The sequence below is a fragment of the Rhodococcus sp. WY5 genome, assembly GCF_018588185.1.
GTDB lineage: Bacteria > Actinomycetota > Actinomycetes > Mycobacteriales > Mycobacteriaceae > Rhodococcus_F > Rhodococcus_F qingshengii.
This window is the reverse complement of record NZ_JAAMPR010000004.1, coordinates 156,170-169,803: the sequence shown is the minus strand read 5'-3', so window position 1 is coordinate 169,803 and position 13,634 is coordinate 156,170. Positions and strand designations below refer to the sequence as shown.

14 protein-coding genes are annotated in these 13,634 nt (G+C 59.3%); 13 read left to right on the top strand and 1 reads right to left on the bottom strand.

Annotated elements, in window-relative coordinates:
• The first annotated feature begins 55 nt into the window (after positions 1 to 55).
• From G4D79_RS32610 to G4D79_RS32575, 8 genes are all read left to right on the top strand, one after another.
• Positions 56 to 1,264: a CaiB/BaiF CoA-transferase family protein gene (locus G4D79_RS32610; RefSeq protein WP_250888128.1), complete on the top strand. Its 1,209-nt coding sequence runs from the start codon at positions 56 to 58 to the stop codon at positions 1,262 to 1,264.
• 42 nt (positions 1,265 to 1,306) lie between these two features.
• Positions 1,307 to 2,005, top strand: a complete 699-nt coding sequence (locus G4D79_RS32605) for an SDR family oxidoreductase (protein ID WP_214514874.1) — start codon at positions 1,307 to 1,309, stop codon at positions 2,003 to 2,005.
• Positions 2,006 to 2,068: 63 nt separating this feature from the next.
• Positions 2,069 to 2,785, top strand: a complete 717-nt coding sequence (locus G4D79_RS32600) for a glutathione S-transferase family protein (protein ID WP_095973211.1) — start codon at positions 2,069 to 2,071, stop codon at positions 2,783 to 2,785.
• 17 nt (positions 2,786 to 2,802) lie between these two features.
• Positions 2,803 to 3,549, top strand: a complete 747-nt coding sequence (locus G4D79_RS32595) for a glutathione S-transferase family protein (protein ID WP_214514873.1) — start codon at positions 2,803 to 2,805, stop codon at positions 3,547 to 3,549.
• The gene (locus tag G4D79_RS32590; protein ID WP_214514872.1) at positions 3,546 to 4,982 is read left to right on the top strand and encodes an aldehyde dehydrogenase family protein; all 1,437 of its coding nucleotides are present in this window, start codon (positions 3,546 to 3,548) and stop codon (positions 4,980 to 4,982) included. Before G4D79_RS32595 ends, G4D79_RS32590 begins: the two co-directional genes overlap by 4 nt.
• 152 nt (positions 4,983 to 5,134) lie before the next feature.
• Positions 5,135 to 6,067, top strand: coding sequence for a helix-turn-helix domain-containing protein (locus G4D79_RS32585; protein ID WP_214514871.1), 933 nt, complete (start codon positions 5,135 to 5,137; stop codon positions 6,065 to 6,067).
• A gap of 161 nt (positions 6,068 to 6,228) precedes the next feature.
• Entirely contained in the window at positions 6,229 to 7,260 is a 1,032-nt protein-coding gene (gene gshB, locus G4D79_RS32580; protein WP_214514870.1) for a glutathione synthase, read from the top strand.
• Complete coding sequence (locus G4D79_RS32575; RefSeq protein ID WP_214514869.1) at positions 7,257 to 8,696, top strand: FAD-dependent oxidoreductase; 1,440 nt, start codon at positions 7,257 to 7,259, stop codon at positions 8,694 to 8,696. The genes gshB and G4D79_RS32575 overlap by 4 nt, the downstream gene beginning before the upstream one ends.
• A 462-nt stretch (positions 8,697 to 9,158) precedes the next feature.
• Here G4D79_RS32575 and G4D79_RS32570 read toward each other — a convergent pair.
• Positions 9,159 to 10,321, bottom strand: a protein-coding gene (locus tag G4D79_RS32570) for an IS3 family transposase (protein WP_154100266.1) whose coding sequence is annotated in 2 segments (ribosomal slippage) — positions 9,159 to 10,034 and positions 10,037 to 10,321 — 1,161 coding nt in all. Because the reading frame shifts where the segments join, the coding sequence is not laid out codon by codon here.
• Between the two features lie 463 nt (positions 10,322 to 10,784).
• On the opposite strand from G4D79_RS32570, the gene styB reads away from it, so the two are divergent.
• From styB to G4D79_RS32545, 5 genes are all read left to right on the top strand, one after another.
• Entirely contained in the window at positions 10,785 to 11,267 is a 483-nt protein-coding gene (gene styB / locus G4D79_RS32565) for a styrene monooxygenase NADH-dependent flavin reductase subunit StyB (RefSeq protein ID WP_214514868.1), read from the top strand.
• A 124-nt stretch (positions 11,268 to 11,391) separates the two neighbouring features.
• Positions 11,392 to 11,805: a hypothetical protein gene (locus tag G4D79_RS32560; RefSeq protein ID WP_214514867.1), complete on the top strand. Its 414-nt coding sequence runs from the start codon at positions 11,392 to 11,394 to the stop codon at positions 11,803 to 11,805.
• Between the two features lie 86 nt (positions 11,806 to 11,891).
• The gene (locus tag G4D79_RS32555; protein WP_214514866.1) at positions 11,892 to 12,347 is read left to right on the top strand and encodes a hypothetical protein; all 456 of its coding nucleotides are present in this window, start codon (positions 11,892 to 11,894) and stop codon (positions 12,345 to 12,347) included.
• A complete protein-coding gene (locus G4D79_RS32550; protein ID WP_308252628.1) occupies positions 12,344 to 12,985 on the top strand; it encodes a hypothetical protein in 642 nt (213 codons plus the stop codon). Before G4D79_RS32555 ends, G4D79_RS32550 begins: the two co-directional genes overlap by 4 nt.
• Positions 12,986 to 12,994: 9 nt before the next feature.
• The gene (locus G4D79_RS32545; RefSeq protein WP_214514865.1) at positions 12,995 to 13,528 is read left to right on the top strand and encodes a hypothetical protein; all 534 of its coding nucleotides are present in this window, start codon (positions 12,995 to 12,997) and stop codon (positions 13,526 to 13,528) included.
• Positions 13,529 to 13,634: the final 106 nt, after the last annotated feature.

The following is a 13,634-nucleotide window of genomic DNA, read 5'->3' as shown; positions in this document are numbered from 1 at the left end:
GAGAATTCGTCTACAGTTCATGTTGTAACGCAGATCACTATTAAGCGAGGTACACATGAGCGGTCCTATGGAAGGCATTCGCATCCTGGACTTGTGCTCAATGATGTCGGGCCCGTGGGCAACGGACATCCTGGGCGATCAAGGGGCGGACGTCATCAAGATCGAGGTTCCTGGAAAGGGTGATCACGTCCGCGAGCTCTCGAACCAGTCGAATGGGATGTCGGCGATGTTCGTGAATGTCAACCGCTCCAAGCGGTCGATGACGTTGGACTTGAAGAATCCCGAAGGGGTCGAAGTTTTCCGCCGACTGGTGGCCACCGCTGACGTTGTCGTGCAAAATCAGCGTCCAGGGGTGGTCGAGCGTCTGGGGGTCGGTTACGACGACCTCGTCCAGTACAACCCGGGCTTGATCTACCTGTCCATCAGTGGTTTCGGAGAGCGGGGGCCTGCGTCGAAGCAGCGTGTCTACGATTCGCTGATCCAGGCGCTGAGCGGCCTTACCACCGTGCAGGCCGGGTCCGACAAGGAACGTCCCCGGCTCATTCGCACCATTCTCCCCGACAAGTTGACCGCTGTGGTCGGTGCACAAGCCATTTCGGCGGCGCTGTTCGCACGTACACGGAACGGCAAGGGTCAGCACATCCGTCTCTCGATGCTGGACGCGGTGCTGAACTTTCTCTGGGCATCCGACATGGGTGCGTACACGTTCGCGGACAAGGCAGTCCCCCTGGAAGAGGACGGTAGCTTTATCGACCTCATCTACAAGACCAAGGACGGCTACATCACCGTAGCGACCAACACCAACGGTGAATGGGTTGCGATGTGCAACGCGCTCGGGCACCCCGAGTGGACTGCAGACGAACGGTTCTCCACACCGTTCGGCCGCAAGGAGAACATCAACGCCCGTCTCGAACTCATCCAAAGCGTTCTGCACGACAAGACGTCCGCGGAATGGATGGAAGCGCTCAACGAACACGATGTGCCGTCTGCGCCGATCCTCACGCGCGGAGAGGTAATCGTTCACCCTCAGGTTGAGGCATCCGAAACCGTCATCGAATATCACCATGATGTCGCGGGCAAGATTCGACAGACGCGTGTTCCGGCACGATTCCTCGGAACCCCGCCCGAAACTCCCCGTGGCGCACCACGTCTGGGTGAGCACAATGCGGAGATTCTCGCCGAGGCAGGGTTTGACGCCGCGGAGATCAGTGCACTCGCCGACAAGAAAGTCATCGGATCCGAAAACGATCCGGTCCCGGCCTGACGCGCGTCCCGAAATGACAGAGCAGACAAGGAATTACACGACATGACAACCAAAGTGATCATCGGAGCCGACACAGGCATTGCACACGCGATCGCCATCGCCCTCCATGAGCGAGGGGATGAGGTTCTCGCGGCCACCCTCGGCGACGGCGCCGACCTCATAGCAAAAGGCATCGCGGTCGAACCGAACACCGACGTGACGTCCGACGACGCAGTCCATCGACTGGCGAAGCGGGCCGCGAACGACGATTTGCAGATCAGCTGGCTGGTCCACGTCGCGGGCGTGATGTTTCTCGACACCATCGACACGGTCGACTACGACGACGTACGTCGTCAGTTCGAGATCAACACGCTCGGGCCGCTGCGAACCATCCGCGCACTGCGCGACCGTCTGACGAGCGATGCCAAGGTGGGAATCTTCACCAGTCGCGTGGGATCGCTGAACGACAACACCAGCGGTGGCGACTACGCATACCGAATCTCGAAAGCGGCTGCGAACATGGTCGCACGCAACCTGTCCGTCGACCTCGGTAAACAGGGCGTTGCGGTCCAAGCACTGCACCCGGGACTGGTGAACACGAACCTCCTCGACGTCATGAACCCCGAGGACAAGGAGAAGGCCGCATCGGTGCTCGTCACCCCTGAATCCGCTGCAGCCGGCGTGATCTCGGTGCTCGACAACCTCACGGTGGAGACCGCAGGTCAGTTCCAGCATGGCAACGGCGACATCCTCCCCTGGTAACCGCCGCTTGCGTCCGAACTTCAGAGGACATCGACAACGCCGAACTGACAAGGAGCTTCAGACATGATCACTCTCTACCGCTTCATCCCGGCATGGGACCTCCCCTGCATCAGCCCGTTCGTCACAAAGATCGCCAACTACATGACGATGACGAACCAGAGTTACGAAATGGTCGAGCAGGACTTGACCACGCTGGGGCAGGACTCACCAACCGCAAAACTGCCGCGCATCATCGATTCCGATGGCACCGAGGTCAACGACTCCAGCCGTATCATCGGCTACCTGAAGGAGAAGTACGGTGACAAGCTGGACGAAAAACTGACCGCCGGCCAGCATGCCACGGGACTGGCATTCCAACGACTGGTCGAAGAGCACTTCTACTTCACCAACATCATTCAGTCCCGGTGGCGTTATAAAGAGGCGTTCCAGGAATACATCCCGATTCTCGTTCCAGGCGTCGACGTCACCCCCGAGCTTGCGGGGTTCCTCGAGAGCTACCGGCAGAAGATCGCCGCCGAGGGAGTGGGGCAGGGCATGAGCCTTTTGCCTGACGCGCAGGTTTTCGAGCGGTTCAAAGCCGACATCGACGCACTCGATGCACGCCTTGGTGAATATGACTTCATTCTCGGCGAGGAGCCGACGTCGTACGACGCCACGGTGTACGCCGCATTGAGACATACCACCGACGTCCACTGGGACTGGCAGGGCCGTAATTATGCCAGGACAAAGCAGAACATCGTCGCGTACAACGATCGCATGCGCGAGCGTTACAGCATCTGACAGCGAGAAACCAACCCATGATCGATCTCTACTATGACTTGACCCCCAACGGTCGTAAAGCACATATGGCGTTGGAGGAACTGGGTTTGCCTTACACGGTTCACTGGGTCGATGTGAAAAAGAGCCAACAGTTCACGCCGGAGTTCACCGCGATCAACCCCAATCAGAAGATTCCTGCGATCGTCGATCACGACGGTCCGGGAGGCCAGCCCGTGCGGTTGTTCGAGTCTGGCTCGATCCTGATGTACCTGGCGGAGAAGACAGGTCGGTTGCTGCCTTCAGACCCGCATGAACGATGGGAGGCGACTTGCTGGGTGTTCTGGCAAGTCGCAAACCAAGGGCCGGGCGCCGGCAACGCCGCTCACTTCGTGCAGTACGCGCCCTCGGCGGGAATCGTAGACGAATACGCAACCGCCCGATATGTCACCGAGGTCGAGCGTTGCTGTCGGGTCCTCGACACCCGACTCGAAGGCCGTGACTACCTGGTGGGGGACGATTTGTCCGTCGCGGACATCATGTGTTTTCCATGGACGCGTGTGCTACGTGGCCAGAACATCGACATTGGCCAGTTCCCCAATCTTGCGGCGTGGTCTGCTCGCATCTCGAAACGTCCCTCGGCGCAGGCCAAAGTTCCACAACCCGAACACGACACGAGTCCCCCGACAGACCTCGGTGCCACGGATTTCGCCGCGCTCTTCGGGGTCGACCCCCGCGCGGCATCTGCCGGCACCTCCGCCGAACCACTCTCAGAAGGCGAATCATGACTATCACCAGTGACAAGACCATCTCGACCCCTCAGCTGACGATCAACGGAGCCTCCCAAACCTCGGACGAAACTCTCTCGGTGATCGACCCGTCGACCGGTGCACCGTTCATCGAGGTCCCCAGCGCCAGTCTTGCGCAGCTCGATGAGGCAGTCGAAGCGGCAACTACCGCGTTCGCTACATGGAGCGCGACTCCGATCACCGAGCGCCAGGCCAAGATCCAGGAGATCGGTCAGGTGATCCGTGACAACATCGACGAGCTGGCTCTGCTGGTCATGCGTGAGCAGGGTAAGCCACTTCAGAACGCTCGCGGCGAGATCATGGCGTCATTGCGACAAGTAGAGGTCTTCGGTTCGATCGAATTCGCCCCCGAGGTTTTGAAAGATGACGAGACGGGCAAGGTGGTCCTGACGTACGACCCGATTGGAGTCGTCGGCGCCATCACGGTCTGGAATTACCCGTTCCTGGCAGCTATGTTCAAGTTGGTTCCTGGACTGGTTGCCGGTAACACCGTCATTATCAAGCCTTCGCCGTACACACCTCTGTCTACCCTGCGTCTCGGCGAACTGCTGCAAAGTGTGTTGCCAGCTGGCGTACTGCAGGTTCTTGCAGGCGGGGACGAATTGGGCCGTGCACTCGTCGAACACACTGGCATTCACAAGATCTCATTCACCGGCTCCGTCCCCACAGGTAAGGCCATCATGGCTTCCGCGGCAGCGACACTCAAGCGGGTGACCCTTGAACTCGGCGGTAACGACGCGGGGATCGTCCTCGACGACGCCGATCCCGACGTCGTCGGTGCTGACCTGTTCTGGGCGGCATTCTCGAACTCCGGTCAGGTTTGCGCGGCGCTCAAGCGCCTCTACGTCCCCGAGGACAAAGTGGATGTGTATGCCGCAGCGATCGCCCGCGAGGCCGCTAAGGTCGTCGTCGGCCCAGGTGACCAGGAGGGCGTAACCGCCGGACCGGTACAGAATGCTGCGCAACTCGCGCAGGTCAAGCGTCTGGCGCAAGCAGCCAAGGACGGTGGCGGCGAGATCGTCTTCGAAGGGGAAATCCCCGACGGGCCGGGATACTGGTTTCCCACCACGATCGTCAAGGGACTCAGCGAGGGCAACGCTCTTGTCGACGAGGAACCCTTTGGTCCCATCTTGCCGATCCTGACCTACCGCGACCTCGACGAGGCAATCGAACGAGCTAACTCGACGGTGTACGGGCTCGGCGCGTCAGTGTGGACCGCCAATCCGGACAGCACCGAGACGCTCGCCGTTGCCGAGCGGTTGGAGGCGGGATCCGTGTGGGTCAACCAGCATCCCGTGGTCACCGCCACTATTCCTTTCGGTGGCGTCAAGCAGTCCGGTATCGGGGTGGAGGGATCGATCCTGGGGCTCAGGGCCTATACCAACCCTCGTGTGCTCAACATCAAACGCTGAGCGCACGTACAGAACAGCCGGATGAGGCACCCGAACGGCTTCCGCTCAAAGCGGGTGTCTCATCCGGTATCCAGTGCTCCCGAGTCCATGAAACCGCTGGACAGTACGTCGTCCGACGGGAACGCTCAACCGACCGAGGGAACGTGCCACTGATGTCACTGTCTCTTACCGACGAGACCTTTACCGACGACCATCCCGGTATGGCCAGGCTTACGCGGCTGGCGGCTGTATCCGTACATGCTTCTGAGAACAAGGGTGATCTGTATGAGTACGTGAGCACTCACGTAGGGTCCATCGGACTCGGTGAGATCGCAGGAATTCCCGGCACCATCCTTCGTCGTGACGATTCGGGCCCGTGTTCGGGAATGGTGGAGTTGACGCTGCAAACATCAGGCCGATGCTACGTGCGCCAGGATGGACGCGAAGCCTCCCTCGTGCCGGGCGACTTCGCCGTCGTCGACACGCGACTGCCTTATCAACTGACCTTCGACACCAGATTCACGTGTCTGGTCGTTGCAGTGACCCCCCAGCTTCTACCTCTCAAACCGTGCGCACTGAAGTCAATGACCGCGCTTCGCGTCCCCGGACATGATGGGATCGGCCGGCTGGCGGCTCAGTTTCTGAAGAACATCGCTCAGCAGGCGACCGAACAAGACCTCAGGAACAACCATGAGTTGGCCAGTGCTGTCGTAAGCATCGTGACCGCGGCCTTGACGAACCAGCTCGACGAATGCTCCGGCGAGACTCCAGCCGCACACCGCGCGTCATTGCTTCCGCGAGTCAAGGCGTATGCGGAGGCGCGCCTCGACGATCCGCACCTCAATCCGGCTGACATCGCTCGCGCACAGCATATTTCGTTGAGATATTTGCAGAAATTGTTCGAAGCCGAAGGGACCACGGTCAGTGACTGGGTTCGTCGCCATCGCCTCGAACACTGCCGGGTTGATTTGGTCGACCCGAAGAACGACGCGATGTCCATCGCAGTGATCGCGGCTCGATGGGGTTTCCTCGACTCCTCGTACTTCTCTCGCATTTTCAAGTCGACGTACGGCTCGACACCGCGAGAATTCCGGATGGCGCGGTAACAGCACGTCCCACTTGGCCTCGTACTGAATAATTGACTACTGAGAAGAGCAGACCTGCATTTCGGCATGACAACGCGATACAGCTTTGCCCTGCCGCTTCGGTCCAGGGATCGCGCTTCGAGTGTTCCGGATGCCTGATCACATCACGAAAGGGACAAACCATGCGCGACCAACGCCCCCCACAGGATCAGCCAGATGCAGGTCTGGACATACTCTTGATCATTGATCCGCTCCCCACGCTGAACCCTGGACACGACACATCTGTTGCGATCATCGAGGCCGCCCAACGCCGCGGTCACGCAGTGTATGTCACTACGGCGGAATCGCTTTCGATCGACGGGGGTGTGGCTGTGTCGGTGTGTGAGCGAATTCGTGTTGAACCGGCCGTTTTGGACAAAGGACGATGGCTGAGTCGGCCGGACTGGTACAGAACGGACCCGGAAGCGAGTGTGCGCCTCGACTCGTTCGACGCTGTCTTCATGCGCACTGACCCGCCATTCGACGCCGCGTATCTCAGCGCGACCTACGTTCTGGACCTCGTTGATTCAACGAAAACTTTGATGCTCAACAACCCGGCAGGCCTGCGGAACGCAAACGAGAAACTTTTCGGGCTCCGTGTGCCGGAGGTAGGACCGCCGACGTTGGTGACCTCGGACATCGGCAGAATCGTCGACCAGGTCCGTGAGTGGGGCAAGGCAGTTCTCAAGCCCATTGACGCAATGGCCGGACGCGGCATCTTGATTCTCGAACCCAACGATGCGAATTTACGCTCGATTCTCGAGTCCTCCACCGAGCGGGGAGCGAAGCGAGTGGTCGTCCAAAAGTGGATTGACGAGGTAGTTTCGGGCGATCGCCGGGTGATCGTGATCGACGGAAAGCCCGTGGGAGCGGTACGACGCGTAGCGTGCGGTGACGACTTCCGCTGCAACATGGCTGCCGGCGCCGTCACAGTTGCCGACACCATCAACGACGATGACCGACGAATTTGCAGCGCACTCACGCCGCACCTCCGGGAACACGGGCTCATTTTCGCCGGGATCGACGTCATCGGAGGCCAGCTGACCGAAATCAATGTCACTAGTCCCACAGGAATTCGAGAGATCGACGCGCTGAGTGGCAGCGACCTCGGCGGCGAGTTACTCAGCTGGATCGAAGTTCACAGCGGCGTCGGAATTAGTTTAGGAGCGCAATGACAACCCCCGAAAAAATTCTCGTGATCGGTGCCGACGCGGCCGGAATGAGTGCAGCGCACCAGATCCTACGCGAGGCAGAAAAGCGGCAGCGTCACGTCCACGTGGCTGCTCTCGAGAAAATGCACTTCACCTCCTATTCTGCGTGCGGCATCCCATATTGGGTGGCGGGGGATGTCGACGAGGTTGACAGTCTCGTGGCCCGTACCCCAGAACGGCACAGAACCATGGGCGTAGACCTGCGGACCGGGCTCACTGCAGTCAAGCTCGATAGCGCCGCGCGAACGGTCACCGCGCGCACCTCGGGCGGTGACTACGAGGATGTGCAGTACGACCAGTTAATCATCGCGACCGGCGGCAAACCAGTGATGCCCGAGTGGGCTGGGCCCGGCGATGGGACCTTTCACGGCGGCGTGGCCGCAGTAAAGGACTTGAACGACGGACAGCAGTGGATCGACCATTTGTCCCGAGAGTTTCCGAACCGAAGCACTAGCCCTGCGAAGAGTTCGGACAGTACGGACAATCGGGGGACCGTCGTGGTGATCGGAGGCAGTTACATCGGTCTCGAAATGGCCGAAGCCGCGATGCGGCGAGGCTTTGCGGTAACCCTGCTGACGCGTTCGACAGTGATGAGTAGTCTCGACTCGGACATGAGTGCCCGAATCAGCAAAGGCCTGAATAATGCTGGGGTCCACGTCGTCGAGCAAGCCACCGTCGACGGGTTAGACATCGATGGCGACGGATGGGTAACGACGGTGCGCACTCGCGACGGTGCCGTCTTCCCCTGTGATCTGGCCGTGGTCGCCATGGGTGTGCGCCCGAGTGTCGACTTCGCCCGAGAAGCAGGATTGCCGATCGGTCGACATGGTGGTTTGATCCCCGATGCCACTGGGGCAGTCGCACCAAGGATTTGGGCGGCGGGCGATTGCTGCGAGTCGCTACACCGCATCAGTGAGCACCTCGTCTATTCCCCGCTCGGCACACATGCCAACAAGCAAGGGCGCATAGTCGGAACCAATGTCATGGGGGGACAAGCCCGTTTCGGAGGTGTCCTAGGGACATCGATAACAAGATTCGTGCACGAAAACGCCCATATCGAGGTCTCGCGAACCGGCCTCAGCACCACGGAAGCTGCTTCGGCAGGCATCGACGTGGTATCGAAAACTACCGAGGGTCGGACAGCGTCCGGTTACATGCCTGAATCCTCCCCGATCGCAGTGAAGATCCTGGCCGAGCGCGGCACCCGGAGACTCCTGGGAGGACAGATCGTCGGAGGTAGATCGTCGGCTAAACGTATCGATACGATCGCAGCTGCTTTGTGGAATACAGCGAGCGTCGATGACCTTGCAGCAGTTGACCTGTCGTATGCACCACCATTTGCCACGGTGTGGGAAATCGTTCAACTCGCCGCTCGCCGTCTTGCCGACAGTATGCCATGACCCCCAAGTGCGAAAATATCTGAATGCAACGGACCGAGATGGGTAGTCGTCTTTGTGATACTGAGGTAAAACTCTGTGTTAGAAGGCATTTCGTGCGCATTGCATGGTGAGCTCGATTCGTTGCGTCGCGCAACCGATTCGGCTTTGGCTCACAGTGTGTGTACATAGCTTGAACGCCTCATTCAATATCCACAGTCGTGATGGCGTTGTGTAATTGCGCATTCGCTTCCCTGTGTACCCGGCGAGCAACTTCACAGCTTATGGCGGGTGGTCTGGAAAATCCAAAGGTTCTGACTGCCAGCAGTTCCCGAGTGAAACATGGCGAAGTGTTTTATGTCGTGAAGGTCTCGGCACTGTGCGAAACGCAATCACTTCGCTTGTGTGAGTGGCACACCAATTCTTTCGCCGTAACAACCGGAATGTCGTCGTTGGGTCTGCTGCACGATCAGGTGACAGGTTGAGTCACGCAGCCTGAGTGGCTGGTGTGGTCATGATGGTCTCGTATTCTATGGGGGTCAATCGGCCGAGTCCGACTTGGCGGCGTCGGCGGTGGTAGGTCTTTTCGATCCAGGTGACGATCGCGATCCTGAGATCGTCACGGGTGCGCCAGGGGCGGCGGTCCAGGACGTTCTTTTGCAGTAGAGAGAAGAAGCTCTCCATGGCGGCATTGTCGCCGGCCGCAGCGACGCGGCCCATCGAGCCGACCATGTGATGGCGGCTCAGAGCGCGGACGAATTTTTTTGATTGAAATTGCGATCCTCTGTCGGTGTGGACCACGCAGCCTGCGACGAAATCTCGGCGGGCGACGGCGTTGTCGAGCGCATCGACCGCGAGCCGGGACTTCATCCGATCGCTGATGGAGTAGCCAACGATCCGGTTGGAGAATACGTCTTTGAACGCGCACATGTAGAGCTTGCCTTCGCTCGTCCAATGCTCTGTGATGTCGCCCAACCACAGCTGATTCGCAGCATCGGCGGTGAAGTTGCGTTGGACGTGGTCGTCGTGGACCGCAGGCCCCGGGCGCTTGGCTTTTCCGCGTTTCTTGCCGAACACACTCCACCAGCCGTTGTTCGAGCAGATCCGCCACGCTGTGCGCTCGGCCATCACCTGGCCGACGTCGCGAGCCTCGTAGAACAGGAACCGGTAGCCGAACTCCGGGTCGTCCTTATGGGCCCTGAACAGAGCGTTCGCCCGGTAGGCCTCCGCGAGGTCGGCATCGGTCACCGGGTCAGCCAGCCACCGGTAGTAGGGCTGGCGAGCGATCTCGAGTACCCGGCACGTCACCGTGACGGGAATGCCGTCCTCGGCCAGCTCACGAACGAGCGGGTACATCATTTTCCCGGCAGGTTCGCCTGGGAAAGATAGGCGGCAGCACGGCGCAAGACTTCGTTCTCCTGCTCGAGCAACCGGATTCGCTTGCGCAGTTCCCGGTTCTCGACCACGTCCTCACCGGTAGTTCCTGATTTGATTCCGTCCTCGATATCGGCCACTTTCAGCCAACCCGTCAGGCAGGATTCACTGATCCCGAAGTCGGCGGCGATCTGCTTCAACAGCATTCCGGGCTCGCGACTGCGGGCAACCCGAACAACGTCCTCACGGAACTCTCGGGGATAGGGCTTCGGCATGGTGCACATCCTTCCAGCGGCACCTCTCGGCACCACAGATCAGATGTCACCTATCCGTGCAGCAGACCCGTTAGGCTGTCGTGGCCGTGCAGGATATTGCGCGAGGCGCCTGACTCTTATTGTGGGTGCGGATTCGGTCAGAACCGTACTACTCTGCTTGGTAGGTGCGGAACAGCCACGGGGACAACAAATAGCGCTCGAAAACCCGCATTCACGTAGTGGATCTTTTTCAGGTGGTATGTGTCCGTAGTCTGTCGATCCAGCGAAAGCTGGCGCGTGCGTCTATTTCCCACTTTCGTGCGCGCTGGTGCATGTACTACCCCCACAAGGCGGAGTACAACTAGTGATGCGGATCACAAAAGCGTATTTGGATCTGTCTGGTCCTACCGACCCTCGGACGAGTTCCGAATATTCACGCTGTCAATACCTTTCACCTCACGACAGCGAGAGGAGAACAAACCCCATGGCTCCGACAACGGATTCGCTGCAGTTTCGCAGTTCGGTGGCACTGTTCGCCACCGGCATCGCAGTGGTCACCATGGATGACGGCAACGGCGGTGTGCACGGGGCGACGATCAACAGTTTCACCTCTATCAGCCTCGACCCGCCGACAGTAATGATTTCGTTGAAACTAGGTGCAGCTCACCGCTTGATATCCGAAAATGGATGGTTCGGCGTCAGTGTCCTGAGCGAAAGTCAGCGAAACCACTCGAGTTATTTCTCAGGTCGCCGCGAATCTGACTGGGCACCCGAATTCGTGAAAGGTGAGCGGGTTCCGACCTTGTCCGGCAGCCTGGCGCGATTCGAATGCAAGGTTTCCGAGACTGTCGAGGTACATGATCACACTCTGTTTCTCGCTCGCGTCACACGCTGTGAATCCGAGGTCGGGTCCCCGCTGATGTTCTACGCGAGCAACTATCACCAACCTGTTCTGGGCGACCACTGACGCTCGCCTTGAGCGGCCTTCCAAGCTTTCCCAGACACACATCCCGTGCATTCAGAGCGAATGCAATGTTCGGACAAAAATTGGTGCGCACGCGTGCACCGTCACCACAAGAAGGAGATCGATCATGGCGGACAATTTCAAGCTCTTTTCGCAGGAATGGTGCGACGCTGCAAAGGATGCAGCTAACTCCAATTCCGATGTGTTCAACGGTTTCAAAGACGCGAGCTCCTTCACCAACAAAATGGAGTTCGGAACCATTGGTCGTGACGATTTGGCCAGCCACATCGAGTGGGACAGCGGCCGGATCGTGTCCTGGACACCACGCAAGTTCGAGGACAACGACTTGTGGCTGATCATCAACGGCAGCCTCGAAACATGGCAGCGTGCCGCAGCCGGTGAACAGCCGGCCGGAAAGCTGCTGTTGGCAGGACAGATCAAGTTCGCCAAGGGGCCGATGACCGCTGCTATCGAGAATGCACCGGCTCTGAACGCGTTCCTGCTCTCTTGGGGGCAGGTCCCCACCGAGTGGGATCTCTGACCTCGTCAGCCACAACCCTGTGCAGGGTCCGCCCGACCCGGTAACGGCCCTGCACAGGGTGTATCCATGCATCGAAAGGCCGCACCATGGTTTCAGTCGAATCCAGCACATATCCCGTAACCTTGTACGACGGAGACGACGCAAACGGTGTCTCGAACATCGTTGCCATGCTCCTCGCGCAGAATTTCGAAAACTTTCCCGATCGAGTGAAGTTCGCTCGGAAAACCGCCCAGCCGATTGCCATTGTCAGTACCGACACCGACAGTGCGTGCACGATCATTTTCGGTGATTCCGATGCTGTGGTCTACAACGATATCGTGGGCACGCCAGTAGTGACGGTTATCGCTACGGTCGATCAGATCTTGGACGTGTCGCAATTGAAGATGAAAGCGGGAGGATTGCTTCCCGTCGGCTTCTTCACCGGCCGTGGTTTCAAGGTTCTCGGATCGATTCTTTCCCATAAACTTGTCGTCAAAGGTCTGCTGACGCACACGGTCACAGCGCTCCGCACCATCGCGCTTGTCTCGGTCGTCGAATCGTGACCTCCGTCGAGGACAACAGACGAAGCCGATTCGTAGACGACTACCCCACCGGGCCCATAATGCGTGCCTACGACGAACAGTCCTCTCATCGACGGCCGCCCGTCTCGACAGCGGTCAAGTGCACTCGTATTGCCTTGATCGTGGTGGTCGCTGTCATCGGCGCCCTCTACCTTTATCCGCGGATCTACAATTTGACCGCTACTCCCTACCGCCTGGATCAGGCGGTCGAGTCCGCGAACAACTACAACCCAGCTCTCGACCGAATCGTCGAACATGAAACCGTCACCCTGGCGGCCTTCGATGCTCTGGACAAGATGAATGCCGCACTCACCGATGTCCTGGCCACGGACACTGCTGTGTCGAGTGAACTGACAACCTTGATCGGGCAGATCAGCAACGATGTGCAGTTCACCCTGGACAGCGCCGGTGCCAACGTCACCGAGTTGATCGATTCGCTCGATGCGCTGACGACGCAGGTAGAAGCGCTTCAGCCGCCCGTCGCCGACGCCGCAGCCGCACTGACAGTAGACCGCGCGACCCTCGACAGCATTCTGGTCGATGCCAAGAACACCGCAGCTCTGGTTCACAGTGCACGGGTCTCGGCTCAGGAATCCGCCGACGACCTCTCCGGGAAGTAAGGAAAGAACGTGATCTTGTTTGGAAAACCCGGTGGCCCAGCTCGTCTAGTGTTCGCGTTAATCGCCGTCGGCGTCTTGGGGCTGTTGTCTTTTGTCGTATTCACTTTGAACGGCCGCCTCGACAATCAGCAGCAAGCGAATCTCACCAGCATCGCCGCCTCGCAGGGCATCGTCGATGTCAACGACCGACTCACAAATCAGCTCGCACGCCTCACCGAGATCACTGACACAGCGCGCACCGCACTCGACGCAACAGCGGCGTTGAACCCCCTGCTCGTGCAACTAGACGACGCCATCCGCCCTGCTGCCGACATGCTCGCGAGCAGCACATCTGGTGCCCAGGTGACCAACGAACAGTTGACCTCGATTCAGGCCGTGATGGGCGACGTGCAAGACGCGGTTATCCCGTTGGTCACCTCGGCGGAGGCTTTCGGCGGCCAGGGCGCCGATCTGTTGGCAGTCGTGCAAGGTCTCGTTGACGACCTTGCCGGCTCGGTAGAGGCTGCCATGACCATCAATCAGATGCTGCCGCTCCCTGGATAAAAGCGCGGGCAGCCCGCACACCAATTCGATCGATACGGACGTGATATGCAGCAGGACCACACATCTCCGAACCCAGGATATCGGGCGGGTGCACTGACCAGGTTTC

Coding starts and splice junctions, on each gene's coding strand:
- G4D79_RS32610 (WP_250888128.1), top strand. CDS start 56: ATGAGCGGTCCTATGGAAGGCATTCGCATCCTGGACTTGTGCTCAATG.
- G4D79_RS32555 (WP_214514866.1), top strand. CDS start 11,892: ATGGTTTCAGTCGAATCCAGCACATATCCCGTAACCTTGTACGACGGA.
- G4D79_RS32595 (WP_214514873.1), top strand. CDS start 2,803: ATGATCGATCTCTACTATGACTTGACCCCCAACGGTCGTAAAGCACAT.
- G4D79_RS32575 (WP_214514869.1), top strand. CDS start 7,257: ATGACAACCCCCGAAAAAATTCTCGTGATCGGTGCCGACGCGGCCGGA.
- G4D79_RS32600 (WP_095973211.1), top strand. CDS start 2,069: ATGATCACTCTCTACCGCTTCATCCCGGCATGGGACCTCCCCTGCATC.
- G4D79_RS32560 (WP_214514867.1), top strand. CDS start 11,392: ATGGCGGACAATTTCAAGCTCTTTTCGCAGGAATGGTGCGACGCTGCA.
- G4D79_RS32605 (WP_214514874.1), top strand. CDS start 1,307: ATGACAACCAAAGTGATCATCGGAGCCGACACAGGCATTGCACACGCG.
- G4D79_RS32590 (WP_214514872.1), top strand. CDS start 3,546: ATGACTATCACCAGTGACAAGACCATCTCGACCCCTCAGCTGACGATC.
- gshB (WP_214514870.1), top strand. CDS start 6,229: ATGCGCGACCAACGCCCCCCACAGGATCAGCCAGATGCAGGTCTGGAC.
- styB (WP_214514868.1), top strand. CDS start 10,785: ATGGCTCCGACAACGGATTCGCTGCAGTTTCGCAGTTCGGTGGCACTG.
- G4D79_RS32585 (WP_214514871.1), top strand. CDS start 5,135: ATGTCACTGTCTCTTACCGACGAGACCTTTACCGACGACCATCCCGGT.